At 45.1% G+C, this 19,439-nt stretch carries 17 protein-coding genes, 1 tRNA gene and 1 other RNA gene; 15 read left to right on the top strand and 4 right to left on the bottom strand.

The annotated features are described in order from the left end of the window. Nucleotides 1-285 precede the first annotated feature (285 nt). Entirely contained in the window at nt 286-1,887 is a 1,602-nt protein-coding gene (locus tag MN210_RS01935) for a M48 family metalloprotease (protein WP_011959647.1), read from the top strand. A 35-nt stretch (nt 1,888-1,922) separates the two neighbouring features. Here the strand turns inward: MN210_RS01935 and MN210_RS01940 are convergent, their stop codons facing one another. Together MN210_RS01940 and rpsU are read right to left on the bottom strand one after the other, a co-directional pair. After that, a complete protein-coding gene (locus MN210_RS01940; protein WP_011959648.1) occupies nt 1,923-2,372 on the bottom strand; it encodes a GatB/YqeY domain-containing protein in 450 nt (149 codons plus the stop codon). Between the two features lie 284 nt (nt 2,373-2,656). Next, nucleotides 2,657-2,872 (bottom strand): 30S ribosomal protein S21, encoded by a 216-nt coding sequence (rpsU, locus tag MN210_RS01945; protein ID WP_007394316.1) that lies wholly within the window; start codon nt 2,870-2,872, stop codon nt 2,657-2,659. A 665-nt stretch (nt 2,873-3,537) separates the two neighbouring features. Between rpsU and MN210_RS01950 the strand changes: the two genes are divergently transcribed. The 4 genes from MN210_RS01950 to crcB all read left to right on the top strand — a co-directional run bounded on the left by MN210_RS01950 (nt 3,538) and on the right by crcB (nt 6,432). Further along, complete coding sequence (locus tag MN210_RS01950) at nt 3,538-3,963, top strand: hypothetical protein (RefSeq protein WP_241879045.1); 426 nt, start codon at nt 3,538-3,540, stop codon at nt 3,961-3,963. A 160-nt stretch (nt 3,964-4,123) separates the two neighbouring features. Further along, nucleotides 4,124-4,711: a c-type cytochrome gene (locus MN210_RS01955; RefSeq protein WP_241879046.1), complete on the top strand. Its 588-nt coding sequence runs from the start codon at nt 4,124-4,126 to the stop codon at nt 4,709-4,711. Between the two features lie 292 nt (nt 4,712-5,003). Beyond that, nucleotides 5,004-6,047, top strand: coding sequence for a tRNA (adenosine(37)-N6)-threonylcarbamoyltransferase complex transferase subunit TsaD (gene tsaD, locus MN210_RS01960; protein WP_338412466.1), 1,044 nt, complete (start codon nt 5,004-5,006; stop codon nt 6,045-6,047). 13 nt (nt 6,048-6,060) lie between these two features. Beyond that, entirely contained in the window at nt 6,061-6,432 is a 372-nt protein-coding gene (gene crcB, locus MN210_RS01965) for a fluoride efflux transporter CrcB (protein WP_011959652.1), read from the top strand. An 18-nt stretch (nt 6,433-6,450) separates the two neighbouring features. On the opposite strand, the gene MN210_RS01970 is transcribed toward crcB, so the two are convergent. Then, a complete protein-coding gene (locus MN210_RS01970) occupies nt 6,451-7,410 on the bottom strand; it encodes a LysR family transcriptional regulator (RefSeq protein WP_011959653.1) in 960 nt (319 codons plus the stop codon). Between the two features lie 514 nt (nt 7,411-7,924). Between MN210_RS01970 and MN210_RS01975 the strand changes: the two genes are divergently transcribed. Further along, nucleotides 7,925-9,298, top strand: a complete 1,374-nt coding sequence (locus MN210_RS01975; protein ID WP_110816064.1) for a dicarboxylate/amino acid:cation symporter — start codon at nt 7,925-7,927, stop codon at nt 9,296-9,298. Nucleotides 9,299-9,391: 93 nt separating this feature from the next. Here the strand turns inward: MN210_RS01975 and MN210_RS01980 are convergent, their stop codons facing one another. Further along, nucleotides 9,392-10,147, bottom strand: a complete 756-nt coding sequence (locus MN210_RS01980) for a TSUP family transporter (protein ID WP_338412467.1) — start codon at nt 10,145-10,147, stop codon at nt 9,392-9,394. Nucleotides 10,148-10,547: 400 nt separating this feature from the next. Here MN210_RS01980 and nhaA point away from each other — a divergent pair, with 400 nt between their 5' ends. From nhaA to era, 9 genes are all read left to right on the top strand, one after another. Then, nucleotides 10,548-11,747 carry a Na+/H+ antiporter NhaA gene (nhaA, locus tag MN210_RS01985; RefSeq protein ID WP_011959657.1) on the top strand — a complete coding sequence of 400 codons (1,200 nt, stop codon included), beginning with the start codon at nt 10,548-10,550 and terminating at the stop codon, nt 11,745-11,747. A 141-nt stretch (nt 11,748-11,888) separates the two neighbouring features. Continuing rightward, complete coding sequence (locus tag MN210_RS01990; protein WP_227535396.1) at nt 11,889-12,461, top strand: DUF2799 domain-containing protein; 573 nt, start codon at nt 11,889-11,891, stop codon at nt 12,459-12,461. 297 nt (nt 12,462-12,758) lie between these two features. After that, nucleotides 12,759-13,148, top strand: coding sequence for an MliC family protein (locus MN210_RS01995; RefSeq protein ID WP_011959659.1), 390 nt, complete (start codon nt 12,759-12,761; stop codon nt 13,146-13,148). A 92-nt stretch (nt 13,149-13,240) separates the two neighbouring features. Then, nucleotides 13,241-13,644: RNase P RNA component class A (gene rnpB / locus MN210_RS02000), an RNA gene on the top strand. A gap of 138 nt (nt 13,645-13,782) precedes the next feature. After that, a tRNA-Met gene (locus tag MN210_RS02005) sits at nt 13,783-13,859 on the top strand. Nucleotides 13,860-14,203: 344 nt separating this feature from the next. Beyond that, entirely contained in the window at nt 14,204-16,006 is a 1,803-nt protein-coding gene (lepA, locus tag MN210_RS02010; protein WP_011959660.1) for a translation elongation factor 4, read from the top strand. A gap of 158 nt (nt 16,007-16,164) precedes the next feature. After that, nucleotides 16,165-17,310, top strand: coding sequence for a signal peptidase I (gene lepB / locus MN210_RS02020; protein WP_110816068.1), 1,146 nt, complete (start codon nt 16,165-16,167; stop codon nt 17,308-17,310). A gap of 146 nt (nt 17,311-17,456) precedes the next feature. Next, nucleotides 17,457-18,278: a ribonuclease III gene (gene rnc, locus MN210_RS02025; protein WP_110816069.1), complete on the top strand. Its 822-nt coding sequence runs from the start codon at nt 17,457-17,459 to the stop codon at nt 18,276-18,278. A gap of 137 nt (nt 18,279-18,415) precedes the next feature. Then, nucleotides 18,416-19,435: a GTPase Era gene (gene era / locus MN210_RS02030; RefSeq protein ID WP_011959663.1), complete on the top strand. Its 1,020-nt coding sequence runs from the start codon at nt 18,416-18,418 to the stop codon at nt 19,433-19,435. The last annotated feature ends 4 nt before the right edge of the window (nt 19,436-19,439 follow it).

The following is a 19,439-nucleotide window of genomic DNA, read 5'->3' on the forward strand; positions in this document are numbered from 1 at the left end:
TTACTATAATAAGTGCATACGAGGTTAGCGGTTATAGACGGGATGTAGGTCATAAGATATTGACAATAGCTCAATATAACTGCATCGTTAATGGCTATAGATAATAATAAAAGCGCTAAAATTCAAGCAGCCGCAGCGCTTTGTTTGCTAAAGTTACAGGCAGACAAGCGTATGATCACTATTAGCAAGGATAACAAATAGAGGTTGAATCTATTGAACTTACCGTCAGGTTTTAGACGTTTTGTCACTTCTCATCAGCGTGACAGTCAGCAAAGCGGGGCAGCCGTGCGATTTGTAAAAGTTACTTATCGCTGTTACTGCACAGCCGCTGTCCCTTTATTACTGCTTGGTTTGCCGCTGATGGCCACGGCGGCGCCAACTGCAGCTATCAATGCCACCTCCGCTTCAGCGATAGGCTTTGATAATCCAAATTTTAGCCTGCCTGAACTGGGCAGTGGGGGTGGACGCTTTATTGAAGCCAATCAGCACAAAGTGCTGGGCGAGTGGTCGCTACAGCAGCTTGGCAAAAGTGCACCCTTGTTAAATGATCCGTGGTCACAGGAGCAGCTAGAGAGCTTGGCTTGGCAGATTAATGCCCAAGCACGTAGCCAAGCGCCACTTGCTTTGATGGTTATTAACAATGCCAGTATTAATGCCTTTGCCATTCCCGGCGGAGTCATGGGTATTCATACTGGCACCGTTATTGATGCCAATAGTATGGATGAGGTGGCCAGTGTGATTGCCCACGAGGTGGCGCATTTAAGTCAGCGCCATTATGAGCATAGAGATGAGGCCAGTCGAAAAGCGTTAATGATGCAAATTGGCGGTTTATTGGCTGCAATCGCTGCCTCTGCCGCTGATGGAGATGCAGCGGCGGCGGTGATGATGGGCAGTCAGACCGCCGCGTTAAATGCGCAAATGGCCTTTAGTCGTAGTAATGAGCGTGAGGCAGATCGCATCGGTATGCAGCTTATGGCCAAAGCCGGCTATGACCCTAGAGCCATGCCGCGATTTTTTGCCACCTTAAATCAAAAAACGCAATTAAATATGGTCAAAAACGCCTATTTGCCCAGTTTTATCATGACCCATCCGCTAAGCTCTGAGCGATTAAGTGAAGCACAAAGCCGTGCTAATAGCTATGCCACAGTTGGCCTGCACAACCAAAGTGATCCGCTGACCTTTGATCTTTTAAAGTGGCGTTTAAAGGTGTTGAGTAATCAAGTGACTGAAGGCGATTTATTGGCGGCTGCAAAGCAAAGTACAGGTGCCACGATGGCGCTGGCTTTTTGGTATGGTAAGCAGGGGCGCTATAATGAGGCGGCGGCTCAATTCTCAAAGCTGAAGAATACGGCTATCAGCTCGACCAAAGACAAAATGGCATTTGACGTGCTGCTTGCTATCAGTCAAGGCCAAGTGGCCGGCATGCAGGGCAATTGGCAACGTACAGAGTCACTGATTACTCCTTATTATAATCTGTATCCTGAGCGCCGTGATACCAAGATGTTATTGGCAGATGCTTGGCTGCAATTGGGTAAATATAATGAGGTGATCAGCTTAATGAAGCCATTGGTTCAAAGCCGTGAATATGATGTTGAAGCCTTATTTAGAATGCAAAGAGCCTATGAGCTACTGGCCACTAGCAACCGGCAGTCTAATACCACGTTGAGTCAAATCTCAGCCGTCAATGCTTTGCGCTATAGAGCCAAAGGTGAGCTGTGGCAAGGAGAGTATAACGATGCCTTGGTGTCATTGCAGCAGGCTAAAACATTGGTGCAGAGCTTTAGTAAAGCCTCCGGCTCAAGCTCAGGCTTTAATAGCCGTCCACTGCTGGCCAGTATTGATAGCGAAGTTGCCCAAGTAAAAACAGCCAAGGAGGTTCGTCCTTAGCTGTTATTGATGATAGCTTTAGGTCGCTGTTAGTACTAGCCCATTAATGCTTTTTTGACCAGCTGTGACATGACCGCCGCATCAGCACGCCCAGCAGTTTTGGTTTTTAAGGCGCCCATAACCTTACCCATGTCCTGCATTGAGCTTGCGCCTTGGGCTGCGATTTCTTGATTGATAAGTGCTGCTAATTCTTCATCACTCATCTGCTGCGGCATAAACTGATTGATAATATCAATTTCAAACTGCTCTTTTTGAGCCAAATCATCACGGCCATTATCTTGGAAGACATGCAATGACTCTTGGCGCTGCTTGAGCTGCTTTTGTAAAATCTCTAATACCCCTGCATCATCTAAGTCAACTTTGCGATCAATTTCAATTTGTTTGATGACTGATTGAACATTACGCAGTACTTTTACTTTTTCAAGCTCACGAGCTTTCATAGAGGTTTTGACTTGTTCGGTAATGGTGTCTTTTAACGCGCTCATAATAGTGTCCTATTGTTATGATTATAAAAGGGCGTGATTGCCTTAACTTTAGTAAATGTTGACAGACAGTCATGCTAGATTAAGCCCATAGGCGCAAAGCTGTCTAGTGGGCTCTTGTAAGAAAAGTAGACAAAAACATAAGGGCATAAACAAGCTATTTGCCAAAATCTTAGCACAAAAAAACCACCTATATTATGGCGCCATTAGCAATGCATGCAAGTGGGCGACAAAATAAGGTGGTTTTTTAATCAGTATTTAAAGCAATAAGCTTTAATGGCTACTGATTAGTACATACGAGTGGTACGGATAGACTCGCGCTGTAATTTCTTTTTGTAGCGTTTTACGGCTGCTGCCTTTTTACGCTTACGCTCTTGCGTTGGCTTTTCGTAAAACTCGCGCTTACGTACATCAGATAAAACACCAGCTTTTTCGCAGGCACGCTTGAAGCGACGGATAGCGATATCAACAGGTTCGTTTTCTTTAACCTTAACTGAAGGCATGCAGACTCCTTAAATAAGTAGTGGAAATAAGAGACTAAGGGCATTAGTAATGCTGTGTGGTTGGTATTAGCCGCAGTGTCTCAAAAGGATGCGGCATCAGCTATTACTAGGATAAAAACTTAATAATCTCAATACGTATATTAGATTAAGAGCGAGATTATACTAAAAAATGTGCCTTGTGTCAATGTGCTGCAGCCGCCAATGCTCATAGGGTGACTGCTTTATAGGCTTTATTTTTTCTAGGCTTGGCAAAAAAAAGACAGGCCATTTACAATAAATAGGTTTGAAGCAAATATTTAAACAGTTTATAATGCGATAAAACATTCATTTATAATGAATGATTATAATTGTTTTTTGATATGTCCTCATAGAAGTAACTGATTTTTGGCGACCGCTTGGGTAGTGAGATCGGACAAATTATTGTAGTCAATGCGCTAAAATCTTAGCTGGGTGATAGTGAGAGGCCAGCGGTTGTGATATTATTGCAGAGTCGATTTAGCAGACCTTTATGCCTGATATCATTAGGCTACTGTCCTTATTTTAATCAACCGATGCATCTAGATACTTAACGCTTATGTCCTAGCTTGACTGTTTTAACTTAAATAAGACAGCTTTATTAACATAACTTGCGCTTAGCGTATCTACAATCCTTTTAGGAGTTCGTAATGTCATTAATTGCTCAGCAAACCCCAAAAAAATCAGCCACTTTTCGTGTGACCGCACTGGCTTCTATTATGTTAAGTGCCGCAGTAACTTTGACAGCCTGTGGTGGCGGTGAACATGAAGCCAAAGCGGTTGATAAACTAGACGAGGCGGCGGAAATGGCTAAAGCCAATGCGCCTAAGCCTGAGCCATTAAAACCTGAAGATATTGCGCCAGCTTCTTCAGCCCCAGCTGCCACTGATGCTGCCGAAGGTACGGCTACCGCTGATGCTGCAGGTACTGATGCTGCTGCGCCTACGGCTGAAGGTGCAGCCACTACCACAACAGATGCTACTGCGACGACTGACAGTGCGACAGCGCCTGCTACTACAGATACTACAGCCGATGCCGCGGCTCCTGCTGCTGACATGGCACCTGAGGCTAAATAGCACAATAGGCGAGTGCTAATAAGTGCTAAAGCGGGCGCAGTAGATGAGTGGTTTTGGCGTGACAGGATGTGGTATTAAAGATTAAATAGGGCGCCATCACGGACGCTACTATAGATGTAACATGGACTTTTAACCAGATTTAGCAAAGGCGAGGTTTCTCATGCTAACCATTAACAATCAAAACAACGCTCAATCAAAAGTGGCACCCAAGCTTTATTCAGCCAAAAGTGGCTGGCTTCTTATTAGCGCCCTAACTTTAGGCTTGGCTGTGGGCTGTAGTGGCGGTAATGATACCGAGGCACAGAACCAAGCTGAGCCTAGTGCGAGTGAAAGCATTCCTGCTGATCCTGCAGCCACCCAAAGCGAGGCACCTGAAGCAGAAGCTTCTGAGACGATAGAGTCTTCAGAGTCTACTGAGCAAGCACCTACTGCTGACAGTGAGGGCTCAGAAGCTAAACCTGCTGAGGAGACAACAGCAGCTGCACCAGCACAGTCTGCGCCTTTAGCTGCAGATGCCGGCCAAAAATTGTATGAAGTAAAATGTAAGCAATGCCATGAGCCGGGGTTATTAAATGCACCTAAGTTTGGTAATAATGCGGACTGGGCGCCGCGTATTGCGCAAGGTAAAGAGGTGCTATATAAGCATTCTGCTGAAGGATTTAAAGCCATGCCAGCCCAAGCAGACGGTACGGCAAGTGTCGAAGAGGTGCATGCTGCTGTAGATTATATGGTTGAGCACGCCAGCTAAATGGCCGTTTGAGGGTAGAGGCATTATTGCGCACCGCCTAAGAAGCCATGACCTGCTGATCGGCAACGTTCGGCGGTAAAAATCGCCTTGATAATCTGATAAACTACCGCCATTGTGTATTCACCATGGCGGTTTTTTATCACTGATTAAATAGTGGCATAAATTAAATAGTGGCATAAATCATTTATTAATAGTAAGAGGGTTAGACGCAACCAGACCGTTAATAAGTGATAAAGATAAGCACAAGCCGCTTCAGAATATACCCTTTAATCACTTAACAAGTAGGTGCTAATTGAAAGTATTAGGTTTAGAGACTTCCTGTGACGAGACAGGCTTGGCTATCTTTGATAGCGAGCTATTGGCTGAGGGCAAAAATGGCCTACTGGGTCAAGTACTGTATTCACAAATTGAGCTGCATGCTACCTATGGTGGCGTGGTGCCTGAGCTTGCCAGTCGTGACCATATTCGTAAATTGGTGCCACTACTTGATGAGCTGTTGGCGCAGTGTGATATCAGTAAAGATGAGATTGACGCCATTGCTTATACCAAAGGCCCAGGTCTGATTGGCGCCTTAATGACTGGGGCATTATTTGGTCGTAGCCTAGCTTATGGCTTAGACGTGCCAGCCATTGGTATTCATCATATGGAGGGGCATTTATTATCGCCTTTATTGGGGCCTAATCCGCCAAAGTTCCCTTTTGTGTCTTTGTTGGTATCAGGGGGGCATACGCTATTAGTGGCCGCACATGGTATCGGTGAGTATGAAATATTAGGTGAAAGTATCGATGATGCCGCCGGTGAGTGTTTTGACAAAGCTGCCAAGATGCTAGGATTGCCTTACCCAGGTGGCCCAAATGTGGCGCGTCTGGCAGAACAAGGTGACCCTCTAAAATATGAGCTGCCCCGACCTATGTTGCACCGAGGACTGGACTTTTCATTTAGCGGCATGAAAACGGCGGTGCACAATCTGGTTAAAGATACCCCAGGCTCAGATAATGACGAGCAAGTCAGAGCCGATATTGCCGCAAGCTTCCAACACGCAGTGGTCGATACCTTAGTCAAAAAATGCGTCAAAGCCTTAAAGCAGACTGGTATGAAGCAACTGGTTATCGCTGGCGGGGTGAGTGCCAATTTGCATCTGCGTCAAACTTTGGAGCAGCAGCTTGCCAAAATTGGTGCCACAGTACATTATGCGCCGTTAGAGCTGTGTACCGATAATGGGGCAATGATTGCCTATGCCGGCTATCAAAGATTGCAAGCAGGTCAACAAGATGCGCTGTCTGTCAGCTGTGTACCCCGCTGGAACATTAGTGATTTGCCCGCTTTAGCTCAATAACAGGAGAGGCCAGATGCAGTGGATAGCCATCGGTATGGGCGCAGCGTTTGGGGCTTGTTTGCGGGCACTGCTGGGCCGACTTAATCCTTTGCATGCCTGGATTCCACTGGGCACGCTGGGCGCTAATGTGCTTGGCGGGCTATTAATTGGGATGGCCATGGTGGTATTTATGAAAGCGGGCCAGCTGTGGCATCCCAATGTTAAGCTGTTTGTGATGACCGGTTTTTTAGGCGGTCTTACAACCTTTAGTACCTTTAGCAGTGAGGTGTTTGCACTGCTTAATAGTGGTAAGGTTATGGCTGGATTGGTACTGATCGCAGTGCATGTGTTGTTGACATTAACCGCGACCGCCATGGGCTATTACCTCACCCGTTTATGCTTCTAAAAGTAGTTGATTGCAGCCTTAAGGCTTAACCAATTCCTCAAGTAATTTGGCAAAGCCTTGCATGTAAGCGGTGTCTTGGCTGCTTTGGCGGGTGGCGGCAAATAACTGACAATAAATCCCAGTTTTTGGCAAAGAGTGTGCTCGACTGCTGGGATGTGTGATGGGGTTAAGCCTATTATCTGAGCCTTCAGGCGCCACAAAAGGTCGAGTGACCACCCATCCTTTTTTCTCATATTCTGCAGCTACCCAGTCAGGTAGAGCAGCCACGCCGCGCTCACTTGCTACCAACTGAATCAGCATGGCTGTCAGTTCAGTGGTACGAATTTTGGCAAAGCTGGCCTCAGCAGGCGCCATAAACTTAGCAATCACATCCAGCCTTTTGGTTTCTACCGGATAGGCAATCAAGGTTTGATCAACCAAGTCATCAGGTACGATACTTGTTTTGCTGGCCAAAGGATGCGTCGGCGACAATACCAATCGGCTTTCGTAACTAAAAAGCGGCTGATAACAAATCCCTTCAATATCCAAATCACTGGTGGTAATCAGCAAATCGATATCGCCTTCACTGAGCAGATGATGCGGCTCAGGCTCAAAGCCTGTGGCAAAATCTAGCTCCACATCTGACCATTCGCGCCGGAACTGATTCAAAATCGGCATCAGCCAATCAAAGCAGCTGTGGCATTCAGAAGCCAGTCGCAATCGGCCGGCTTGCCCATGTGCCAGTCTTTTTAGGTTGTTTTTGGTACGAGTGACTTGAGGTAATATGCTGTCTGCCAGCTTTAGCACTACTTTTCCTGCCGGCGTGAAGGTTAAGGGGCGAGTACGGCGATTGACCAGTTTTACCCCATAATAGTTCTCCAGCTCTTTTAATTGGTGCGAGACTGCAGACGCGGTAACGTGCAGCTCATCGGCGGCAGCGGCAAGTGAACCGTGGGCACGTAAGGCAGTTAGTGTTTGTAGATGACGAAGCTCAAGCATAAGGGTTAAATCATTGTTATTAGAGTGGTCTCTATTCTACCGCATTCCCCCCTGTATATTCATCCGCTTAATCTATTGACTTGGCCTGTACCATTTAATAAGACGGGCGATAAGTTATCACTTCTTAGAATGTGTATGGGTGTGTATTATAAAAATAACTTGCGATAAGGGTAACTTTTACTTTATATTGGCGGCATACGGTCGAGACACATTACTTTACATTAGGGTAACTATTTATAGAACGCTGCATTGGCGCCTATAAAGACTATTTGAAGTGCCCTAATCTGATTATTAAAAAGTAGGTGGCTTGATAGACACAAGGAGTGTGGCCTGCAACTGTCTTTAACTCTATAGGGATGATAAGGCGAGTTATCGCGGATGTTTCGGTACAACATTGCTTGTTGTACTTATGAATTTATTCGGCAGACCATGATTAGTAAGGGATTGATAAGTTATTGTGTTTTAATGATGGTCAAACAACTTGCTAGACAGGTCTTGCTTTAAGGACAAAGTTATGTGGAAAAATATGGGTTTAACCAGTAAGATTCTGGTGGCTATGTTATTGGGTATCATCCTAGGGTTGATTTTTAACTATACAGGATTGAATGCCGAAGGTGGGTTTGTTAATACCTATCTAGTAAATGGCTTGTTTAGTATTGTCGGTAAGCTGTTTGTAAACTCACTAAAAATGTTGGTGGTACCCTTGGTTCTTATCTCACTTATTTGTGGGGTATGTGGTATTGGCGACATCCGTCTATTGGGCCGTATCGGTACCAAAACCTTCTTTATTTATATGGTCACCACAGCTATTGCTATCGCAACTGCTATTGGCCTCGGCTCAATCTTTGGTATCGGTAAAGGCATGAACCTAAAGCCTGAGAATGCCTTTGAAGCCAAAGATGCACCACCATTGATTGATGTTTTCTCAAATATTATTCCCTCTAACCCAATCAGTGCCATGGCCAATGGCGATATGCTGTCTATCATTTTCTTCGCCATCTTAATTGGGGTGAGTATTTTGATGGTGGGCAAGCCGGCCAAAGGTCTGGTACAAAGCCTAGAGCTTATTAATGAAGTTATCTTGAAAATGGTAACCATCATTATGAACCTAGCGCCTTACGGGGTGTTTGCCTTGTTGGTCCAAGCCATGTCTGATTTAGGCTTAGACTTGATGCTCTCGTTATTTGGTTACGTCGCCGTGTTGGTTGGCTCTTTGGCGTTCCACTTCTTCGTCACCATGATGATTATCCTAAAGCTTACCTCCGGATTATCGGTGAGAACCTTTTTATCAAAAATGCGCGAAGTGCAGATCTTTGCCTTTAGTACGTCAAGCTCAAACGCCACCATCCCCGTTAGCTTACGCACAGTGACCAAGCGTATGGGTGTGGATAACTCGGTGGCGTCATTTACCATTCCTTTTGGTGCGACCATCAACATGGATGGTACGGCCATTATGCAGGGTACCGCCACTATCTTTATCGCCAATTTATATGGTATTGATTTAAGTGCGGGCCAGTATTTGATGGTTATCCTAATGTCAGTACTGGCTTCAGTCGGGACAGCTGGGGTACCTGGTGTGGGCCTGATCATGCTATCGATGGTGTTTGCTCAAGTGGGTCTGCCTATCGAAGGTATCGGTCTTATCTTAGGTGTAGACCGTCTGCTTGATATGTTACGTACTGCAGTAAACGTCGGTGGTGATGCGGCTGTGACTGCCATTGTGGCAAAAGCAGAAGGCAAGATGGACATTGATGTGTATAACGATCCTGAAGCGGGTACTAAAGAGGTATTCGATGGCCACATTGATCCAGAAAGCGAGCAAGAGTTTGCTAATGTGATGAGTGATGGCATTATGGGCAGCGAGTATGATGACCTAAAAAAAGGCTAAGCACTCACGGTAACTCATAAAAAAAGCCCCAATTGGGGCTTTTTTTATGTCTGGTCTGATTTAGCGGCTACCTAAAATTCAAGCAGATAGCCTTTATCCTATAACATACTTAGTCACCATGGCCAGACAGACCAGTACAATAACCGGCCGAATCAGCTTGCTACCGCCTTTGACCACCATGTGAGAGCCAGCATAAGCGCCTATGGTTTGACCCACCATCATCGCCAGACCCACTTTCCACAGCACATTACCGCCTAAGATAAAGAAAATCAGCGAGGCAATGTTGGTCGATAAATTAAGCACTTTGGCAGTTCCTGTGGCCGCAATAATGGCTCTACCCCGCAGTGCCACATTACCTAGCGCAAAAAACATACCGGTGCCCGGGCCGACATAGCCATCATAAAAGCCTATCAAGGGTGCCACCACACGCTGCCACGTGGTCTCCTTAATTCTAGGCTCAGCCTCCACATCCCCCAAGCTTGGCGCAAATAAGGTATAAATCCCAATAGCGGCAATCAAAAATGGAATGATCTTTTCAAGCATATCCGGTGGTGACATCTGCACAGCGATGGTGCCCAATACCGAGCCAAAAAAAGCGCCGGCAATGGCCATTTTCATAGTGGCTGGCTTCACCACGCCTTTTTTTATCATAGTAATGGAGGCGGTCAGCGCCCCAGAGGCGGCCTGAAGCTTGTTGGTGCCCAAAGTCATAACTGGGGGGATATTGGCCAATAACATAGCGGGAATGGTGAGCAGTCCGCCGCCACCGGCTATGGCATCAATAAATCCTGCCACGGCTGCTACGGCAGTTAACATTAAAATTACTTCAAGGGTTAAGGAAAAGTCCATACATGACATCCACAAGTGGGGTAGACAAAAAAAATCAACAGCATTACAGCTAAGACCTATAACAAAGGTCGTTAGCTAAGGGTGCTAAAAGGGTGCTAAGAGGATACTAAACGAAAATTTTTAGCGACCTATTTTGATAAATGGGCCCAAAAAATGCAGCAAATTATAGCACGCCAATCAGGTCAGTTAGGCGCCGAGCTGCCTATCTATTCAAGATAAATGCCGAGTAGCTTTGTCATAAGTAACCATAAGCGTATTTAAAGCTGTACTTAAATTTTATCTCGTTGCTGGCCACTTTTCTGCTACCATAATTGCAACTAACTTATTCGTTAAAACAATAAACTAAATCATTTGATGGGCCGATAGAGTTTGCCCATTGGTAAGAAAGTGAGGATATACGGTGTACCAGAAACTAAAAAAATTCTTTGAGTATGAGGCGGCAGGAGGCATTGTGCTGGCACTGGCAGCCATCGCAGCCATGATCGTTGCCAACTCTCCCTTACATGATTGGTATGAGTCTTTTATTCACGCCCCTGTGGTGGTTCAGGTGGGCGAGCTAATTATCAGCAAAGATGCGCATCATTGGATTAATGATGGTTTGATGGCGGTGTTCTTCTTCTTAGTCGGCTTAGAGCTTAAGCGCGAGGTATTGATTGGTGAATTATCTAATATCAATCAAATTGTCCTGCCTGCGGCGGCGGCCGTCGGGGGCATGATAGCGCCAGCTTTGGTCTACGTCGCTTTTAATGCCAGCCACCCCGAGTACTTGGCAGGCTGGGCAATTCCTGCTGCCACAGACATCGCTTTTGCCATTGGTATCTTAAGTTTGCTTGGTAGCCGTGTACCGAACTCGTTAAAGATATTTTTAGTGTCAATTGCCATCTTTGATGACATTGGCGCCATTTTAATTATCGCTTTGTTTTATACCAGTGACTTGTCGTTGTTATCTTTATTGATAGCAGGATTGTGCTTGCCGTTTTTATACCTGCTCAATCGCCGTAATGTCACGGCAATTACCCCCTATTTATTTTTTGGGATTATCATGTGGATTGCGGTATTAAAATCCGGTATTCATGCCACTTTGGCGGGGGTCATCCTAGCGCTATTTATCCCTATGGTGAATACAGATGACCCTGAGCACTCGCCCCTTGAAGACTTAGAGCACGACCTACATGGCACGGTAGCCTTTGCGATTTTACCGCTATTTGCCTTTGCAAACGCTGGTATCTCATTGCAAGGTGCTGGATTTGGTCAGCTGTTACACTCAGTGCCCTTTGGCATTGCGGCCGGTTTATTTATCGGGAAACAGGTGGGTATTATGCTGATGACTTGGAGCATTATTAAAGCAGGCCTAGCCTCATTGCCTAATGGCACCAACTTTAAGCAAATCTATGGTGTTTCTTTGCTGTGCGGTGTGGGCTTTACCATGAGCTTGTTTATCAGTGGCCTAGCCTTTGGCGGCGTTACCGAAGGTTTCGATCCGCGCTTGGGTATTATCCTAGGCTCTATCATCTCAGGCATTGCCGGCTACATGCTGCTAAAGCGTACTTTAAAAGAAGACACTGCCACTGGCATCACTGCACTGGATTTAACTCGATAGCAGCCATAAGCTAAGGTTGCTGACCCAAGATTCGGTCAGTGGTAGCAGATAACGGTGTTATTTGTATTCATACAAGCCAACACAGCCGGCCGGCAAGGGCATACGCCTTTGTTGGCCGCTTTTATAAGGGAGTAAAATATTGTGAAAAAAGGATATCTACTGCTAAGCATGGCTGTTGGGATGTCAGTGCTGACAGGCTGTGCAACGTTATCAGAGCAAGAGTGCCGCACGGGCAATTGGCAGGCTATCGGTTACGCCGATGGGGCAGCAGGGCGCTCTGCTGATTATTTGAACAATCACAACAAAGCTTGTGCCAAAGCAGGGGTGGCCACAGATTACGAGGCGTGGGCGCAGGGCCGAAAAGAGGGTTTGACCCAATATTGTACGGCGACCAATGCTTACCAAATCGGCCGTAGAGGTGCACAGATGAATGCAGTCTGCCCAGCCAATGTGACCGCCAACTTGGAGCGTATTAATGCCGACGGCCGCCACTATTACTCCTTAAATAAACAGCTGAGTATCGAGGAGGACAGACTGCATAACTATCAAAAAGAGTATGAAAAGCTGCGTGGTGGTGACAATCTTAATTTTGCTACTGAAAAACAAGCGCGTACTTATTTGGTAGAGCTGCCTAATAAGGCAAGTCAGGTCAATCAGCGTATCGAAAATATCAAGCAATCACTGGCGCAGTTACAGCTCAAATATGGTTATTGAGACGTATACAGATCAGCCTTTAGAGGACACAAAAAACTCAACAGTTAAAGCAGATTAATTATTTTGTTACATAACTTAATCAAAATCATGAAGAGAACACTAACAGAGCTGACAAGAGGTAACAGACACAGCTTTTAGTGTGGATATAATAGAAAGCAGATTAATTATCTTATTGCCTATTATTTGTGTCATTGGCTTTTGAATAATTGGTTTTGAACATAGCAAGATATTGATGCTAATTGTTGTATTTTTTATTTCGTTACCTTAATTGATAACAACCGCTACTGGAGTTCGTTTATGAAAAAGTTATTAACTTTATTACCTCTAAGCTTAGTTATGGCCGCTTGTGCGACTAGCCCAACCACCACGACTACAACTCAGCAGACCACCAACAAAGCTTATGACCGTATGGCGCCAGAGCAGTTTGTTTGTGAAGATAATGCTACTGTCCAAGCTAAGTACTCAATGGATGGTGAACAAGCGATGATCAATGCAAGCCTACCTAAAGCCAACTGGAACAACCAGACCTTAACCATGAATATTGCTACCTCAGGGTCAGGCGCTCGCTATGTAAACAGTGATAGTCCAAATGTGACTTATGATTGGCACACCAAAGCAGACTATGGCATTATGAGCCTAAAATGGGCAGATGGTAATGAATACGCTGTACAATGTGAGCGTAGATAATTAGCTAGATTTTAAAATAAATCCGCTTGTAAACAGCCACTATTTAATTAAAGTAGTGGCTGTTTTTTTTGGGCTCTGTTATACTCTGCCGCTTGGTAAACCAGACGATCGCCGTTTTAAGTTAAATATTGATGCGTTAAGTGTGATTATTTAAGACAAAAGGGAGGAAAGTCCGGGCTACATAAGGCAGCGTGCCAGCTAACGGCTGGGCGGGGTAACCCGACGACAAGTGCAACAGAGAGCAGACCGCCTCAATTTAAGCTCTACAGCCTAGCTGTAAAGTGGTGAGGTAAGGGTGAAAGGGTGCGGTAAGAGCGCACCGCGTGGCTGGCAACAGTTCATGGCAAGGTAAACTCCACGCGTAGCAAGACCAAATAGGTGTCCATTACTTGTCGCCTGCAGGGGACACGGGTAGGTTGCTCGAGCGTACTGGCAACGGTGCGCCTAGATGAATGATCGTTCACGACAGAACCCGGCTTATCGGTTTACCAAAATATTTTATATTTTCCCTAAAAAAAGTGTATATAATAGCGGCTAGCTAACGAAGTAGCAGAGATTATTCTCTAAATTGAAAATATTTTTAATTTAGGGGTTGACGGCTAACAATGTTTTAGGGATAATACTGCCCTCAAATGGCGATGTAGCTCAGCTGGTTAGAGCGCACGACTCATAATCGTGAGGTCAAGAGTTCAAGTCTCTTCATCGCCACCATATATTTGGCCACCGTGCCTAAAATAGCCGATTACTTTGCCATATTAAGCTAAGTAGTTGGCTTTTTTTATGTCTCATCGTTTTGTTAGTCACTCAGTTTTTGCCGCATAGGCTCTTTAATTCTCACCGCCAGAATGCCTGACCATAAAAAATCTTAGGTACTATCATGGGTGGTAACTCTCAGCTTAGGCCACAAAACCAATCTTTTTTGACTTCTGTCACTCAGCATTGCATTTCTATCACTTACAAGCTGAGTTAAAGCTGCTAGAATAGCTAACCTTACTATATTTTTTACTTCATTTTTTATTTTATTAATGAACCCAACAACTAGGTAGCCGCAAGACGTGACCGCATTATCAAATATTCGAAATTTCTCAATCATCGCCCATATTGACCATGGTAAATCCACCTTGGCCGATCGCTTTATTCAGACTTGTGGTGCGCTGCAGGATCGTGAAATGCAGGCCCAAGTCTTAGATTCAATGGACATTGAGCGTGAGCGTGGTATTACCATTAAAGCGCAATCGGTGACTTTGTATTATGATCACCCCAATGGTGAGCGCTATCAGCTAAACTTCATTGATACCCCAGGCCACGTTGACTTCTCTTATGAGGTGTCACGTTCTTTGGCGGCTTGTGAAGGGGCGCTGTTGGTAGTGGATGCTGCACAAGGCGTTGAGGCGCAGTCAGTAGCCAACTGCTATACCGCGGTAGATTTGGGCCTTGAAGTATTGCCTGTGCTCAATAAAATTGACTTGCCGCAAGTAGAGCCTGAACGTGTTATTCAAGAGATTGAAGATATTATCGGTATTGAGGCCGATGATGCACCTCGGGTATCTGCCAAATCAGGTTTGGGTGTCGATGAGCTGTTAGAAGCGTTGGTTGAGCGTATTCCTGCACCGACCGGTGACCGTGATGCGCCGCTACAAGCCTTGATTATTGACTCTTGGTTTGACAACTACTTAGGCGTTGTGTCCTTGGTACGTGTGCGTCAAGGTAGCCTCAGTAAAGGCGATAAGATTTTAATTAAATCTACGATGGATTCACACTTGGTCACCTCAATTGGGGTATTTACACCAAAGCCGCTAGAGACAGGTAAATTAGAAGCTGGCGAAGTGGGCTTTGTGATTGCTGGTATTAAAGACATTCATGGCGCGCCTGTGGGTGATACCATGACCCATGCCAAAACACCCGATGTGGACTTAATTCCAGGTTTTAAACAGATTACCCCGCAGGTGTATGCCGGTCTATTCCCGGTAGATTCAAGTGATTTTGAGAAGTTCCGTGAAGCGCTACAAAAGCTGCAGATTAACGACTCTGCCTTGTTCTTTGAGCCAGATACCTCAGATGCACTAGGTTTTGGTTTTCGCTGCGGCTTCTTAGGTATGCTGCACATGGAAATCATTCAAGAGCGTCTAGAGCGTGAGTACAACCTTGATTTGATTACCACAGCGCCTTCTGTGATCTACGAGATCAAAAAGAAAAATGGCGAGATTTTGCTGATTGACAACCCATCAAGACTGCCTGATCCAGGCTTTGTTGAAGAGTTCCGTGAGCCTATCGCTCGCTGCCATATTCTGGTGCCGCAAGATTATCTAGGCAACGTCATGACCTTGTGTATGGAGCGCCGTGGTACGCAAGTTGATATGCGCTTTATGGGCAAACAAGTTCAATTGATTTTTGATATTCCACTAGGTGAAGTGGTTATGGATTTCTTTGACCGCTTAAAATCTGTTTCTCGTGGTTTTGCCTCCTTAGACTATGAGTTTGATCGTTATGAAGTCGATAAGCTGGTTAAAGTAGATGTGTTAATCAACGGCGACAAGGTGGATGCTTTGGCCATGATTTGTCACCAAGAACAGGCCCGTTACCGCGGTGGTCAATTGGTCGAAAAAATGAAAGAACTGATTCCGCGTCAGATGTTCGATGTCGCTATCCAAGCGGCCATTGGCAGCCAGATTATTGCGCGTAGTACAGTAAAAGCCATGCGCAAAGACGTACTTGCCAAATGTTATGGTGGTGACGTTTCTCGTAAGAAGAAACTACTATCGAAGCAGAAAGAAGGTAAGAAACGCATGAAGCAGGTGGGCAGTGTGGAGATTCCACAAGAAGCCTTCTTAGCGGTACTACAGGTGGACAACCAATAAGCTTTTTAACACAAAATGAATAGGGGCAGAGCCTAGGTTGTAGGCACTGCTATCTTAATATCAACACAGTAAGAAGCATCAGCACAAGCCTGTCGTTAGAACGTGTGACAAATTGCAACGTAGGCTTAGGATGATAATGAAGCGGTTAAGGCAGCAGTATGGACTTTGATTTTAATGTGATTTTAGTGCCAATAACCTTAATTTTAGGGGTGGTATGGCTGCTCGATAAGCTATGGCTAAAGCAACATAAGCGTGGCGGTGGTCTGGCAGGCGGCGTTCATAGTAAAGAAAGCCAAGCTGCCCAAGCCAACCTTGCCACAAAGAAGCACGCTTATTTGACCGCTTTGGCTGAGCATAATCTTGTGCCTAAGGATAACAGCACGGTAGATGTTGATAATATTGATATCGATGATGCCCCTATGCCCGTTAAACAGGCACATAGAGAATACCGCGAAGCCAAGCGTCAGGCCAGTATCGCAACCACAGCCAATTTGCCAAAGCAGTCAAAAAATGAGAATTTCTTGGTACGCTGGGCATATGATTATTTTCCGGTGTTGGCTGCAGTATTGATTGTGCGCTCTTTTATTGTTGAGCCTTTTAATATTCCGTCATCTTCTATGGTACCGACCTTATATACCGGTGACTTTGTTGCGGTGAACAAATACGCTTATGGTATTCGTCTGCCGCTCACTTATAATAAAGTTATTGATGTGGGTGAGCCTGAGCATGGTGATGTGGTGGTGTTTCGCTATCCACAAAACCCGAAGATTTATTACATCAAGCGTATCATTGGCTTGCCAGGTGATGAGGTCAGCTTTAGCCAAGGCAAGCTTTCAGTAAATGGCCAGGTAGTGCCGAGTGAGCCGGTTAGCTTTACGGCTGATGAAGCTATGGTTGATCAACTTTATACACCGGTGAAAGGCAGTGACCCAAGCCGTGAGTGGGATTTGTCACCACAAGATGCGGTGGCGGTGGCGCGCAATGAAGAGCAGGGTGCCCGTTATTTTCAAGAAAAGTTGGGTGAGCATCGTTATTTGCGCCGCTACTTAGCGCCTAATTTACTTGGTTCAGAATATTCTAACTTTTTACAACAGCCCATTACTCATGAAGGCAGTTGGCAAGTCAAGGTGCCTGAAGGCAACTATTTTGTGATGGGAGATAACTCAGATCGCAGTGAAGATGGTCGCTATTGGGGCTTTGTCCCTGATGAAAACCTAGCGGGTAAAGCGGTCTACGTGTGGATGCATAAAAAGCCGGGTCTAAGTAATCTACCTACCTTTAGTCATAACCGTTCTATTGATTAATCAAGTCTAGAGGTTGATCGATAGAGCGACTGATTTTTAATTTATTTTTTCACTTTATTCAACAAGTGCTGCTGTATTTAATCCAAATTTTTATAAGTTTATATAAAAGCTTGAGAGAATAACGGCGGCTAACGTGCCTAATTAATATGCCAAAAGTTTTTAGAAAAGCCAGTGGTGATAACAGTAAGATGACAGAAACGGCTGAAATAGCCCATACGAGCAAGCAGTCGCCCAAACAGCGCTATACCAGCTTTGAGCTGGGACTGCTAAGCTTACAAAAACAGCTCGGTTATAGCTTTAACGACACCAGTTTGGCTAAGCTTGCACTGACGCACCGCTCTTTTGATGGCAAAATAAACTACGAGCGTTTGGAGTTTTTAGGCGATGCCCTGTTAGGGATGATTATCGGTGAAGCTTTGTACTATCAGTACCCCAAACAAGATGAAGGCCGTTTGACTCGCATGCGTGCCACTTTGGTGCGCCAAGAATCCTTGGTAGTCGTGGCACAAAAGCTTAACTTATCGTCGTATTTGATATTGGGTGTGGGTGAGCGAAAAGGCGGTGGCCGAGAGCGTGCCTCAATTTTGGCAGATACGGTGGAGTCTTTAATTGGCGCCATTTATTTAGACAGTCAAAGCGTGGATACGGTCAAAGCCTGTGTGCTAGATTGGTTTGCGGAGCTGATAGACAACGTCAATGATCAACGCGTGCTAAAAGATGCCAAAAGCCGGCTACAAGAATGGTTACAAGGCTATAAGTTTGAGCTGCCCAATTATGACTTGCTCGAGACGCAAGGCAATGCGCCCAACCAAGTATTTATTGTGCGCTGTGAGGTAGATGTACCGCACACTACGCCCATTGTAGAGTCTGGTGAAAGCCGCCGAATTGCGGAACAAAAGACGGCTGAAAAAATGATTAATCAGCTCAATAAATTGGTTAACGACCGCATTATTAAAGTCAAAGCTTAGCTTAGGCTGACTTGATAAAAATCCTCTATTCTTCCTAATTTTATTTTTTATAAATCTTTTATTTTTTATAAATCAACTCACATTCAAAGCGCCACTAATATAGCGCTTTTATATAACGACATCGGATAAACAGATATATGGCAAATGCACCACAAGACAATCAAGACATCACTCCTGAAACAAATTTGGGGACAGATAACTTACTAGACAGCTTTTTTGGCGACGACAATGCCCTGCCAGAAGATTACCGCGCAGGCTATGTGGCCATCGTGGGCCGTCCAAACGTCGGCAAATCAACGCTAATGAACCACATGTTGGGTCAAAAGCTATCTATTACTTCGCGTAAGCCGCAAACAACCCGTCATCGTATTCATGGCATCTTATCTCATGAAGATATGCAAGCGGTGTTTGTCGATACTCCAGGTATTCACAGCAATGAAGTCCGCTTGATTAATGAGCGTATGAATAAAGCTGCTTTTTCTGCGTTGGTGGACGTTGACTTAGTATTGTTCGTGGTAGATGGTGATCAGTGGCGTGAAGATGACTTATTGACCTTAGAGAAGATTGGTGAGACCGATACGCCTGTGGTACTGGTGATTAACAAGGCGGATACCATTAAAGATAAAGGCTCAATTCTGCCACTTATTGAAACCTATCATGAAAACTTTGATTTTGCAGATATTGTTCCGGTTTCTGCCTTAAAGAACCAAAACCTAGAGCGTTTGCAGCAAGTGATCCGCTCACATCTGCCTCAAGGCGCACCCATTTATGACACTGAGCAAATCACCGATCGCAGTGAGCGCTTTTTGGCCAGCGAAATCATTCGTGAAAAAATCATGCGTCAGTCAGGTGATGAAGTACCTTATGATTTAACGGTACAAATTGACGAATTCAAAGATGAGCCGGCGCACATTGATCCAAAAACTGGCCGTAAGCGCAAAGCGGTAACCTTTATTGATGCCACTATTTTTGTTGAACGTAATGGCCAAAAAGCCATTATCATTGGTGATAAAGGCAGCCGCATTAAACAAGTGGGTACAGCCGCTCGTGAAGATATGGAAGCTTTGTTTGAGCGCAAAATTATGCTTAACTTGTGGGTAAAAGTGAAGCAAGGCTGGTCAGATGATGCGCGTGCGCTCAGCAGCTTAGGGTACTAATACT

The sequence above is a fragment of the Psychrobacter raelei genome (assembly GCF_022631235.3).
In the GTDB taxonomy this organism is placed as follows: Bacteria; Pseudomonadota; Gammaproteobacteria; order Pseudomonadales; family Moraxellaceae; genus Psychrobacter; species Psychrobacter raelei.

Bases quoted from the DNA above. Each gene is read 5' to 3' on its own strand.
- MN210_RS01955 (WP_241879046.1), top strand. From the start codon at position 4,124: ATGCTAACCATTAACAATCAAAACAACGCTCAATCAAAAGTGGCACCC.
- crcB (WP_011959652.1), top strand. From the start codon at position 6,061: ATGCAGTGGATAGCCATCGGTATGGGCGCAGCGTTTGGGGCTTGTTTG.
- MN210_RS01950 (WP_241879045.1), top strand. From the start codon at position 3,538: ATGTCATTAATTGCTCAGCAAACCCCAAAAAAATCAGCCACTTTTCGT.
- MN210_RS01980 (WP_338412467.1), bottom strand. From the start codon at position 10,147: ATGGACTTTTCCTTAACCCTTGAAGTAATTTTAATGTTAACTGCCGTA.
- lepB (WP_110816068.1), top strand. From the start codon at position 16,165: ATGGACTTTGATTTTAATGTGATTTTAGTGCCAATAACCTTAATTTTA.
- rnc (WP_110816069.1), top strand. From the start codon at position 17,457: ATGCCAAAAGTTTTTAGAAAAGCCAGTGGTGATAACAGTAAGATGACA.
- MN210_RS01975 (WP_110816064.1), top strand. From the start codon at position 7,925: ATGTGGAAAAATATGGGTTTAACCAGTAAGATTCTGGTGGCTATGTTA.
- rpsU (WP_007394316.1), bottom strand. From the start codon at position 2,872: ATGCCTTCAGTTAAGGTTAAAGAAAACGAACCTGTTGATATCGCTATC.
- MN210_RS01940 (WP_011959648.1), bottom strand. From the start codon at position 2,372: ATGAGCGCGTTAAAAGACACCATTACCGAACAAGTCAAAACCTCTATG.
- era (WP_011959663.1), top strand. From the start codon at position 18,416: ATGGCAAATGCACCACAAGACAATCAAGACATCACTCCTGAAACAAAT.
- MN210_RS01970 (WP_011959653.1), bottom strand. From the start codon at position 7,410: ATGCTTGAGCTTCGTCATCTACAAACACTAACTGCCTTACGTGCCCAC.
- MN210_RS01995 (WP_011959659.1), top strand. From the start codon at position 12,759: ATGAAAAAGTTATTAACTTTATTACCTCTAAGCTTAGTTATGGCCGCT.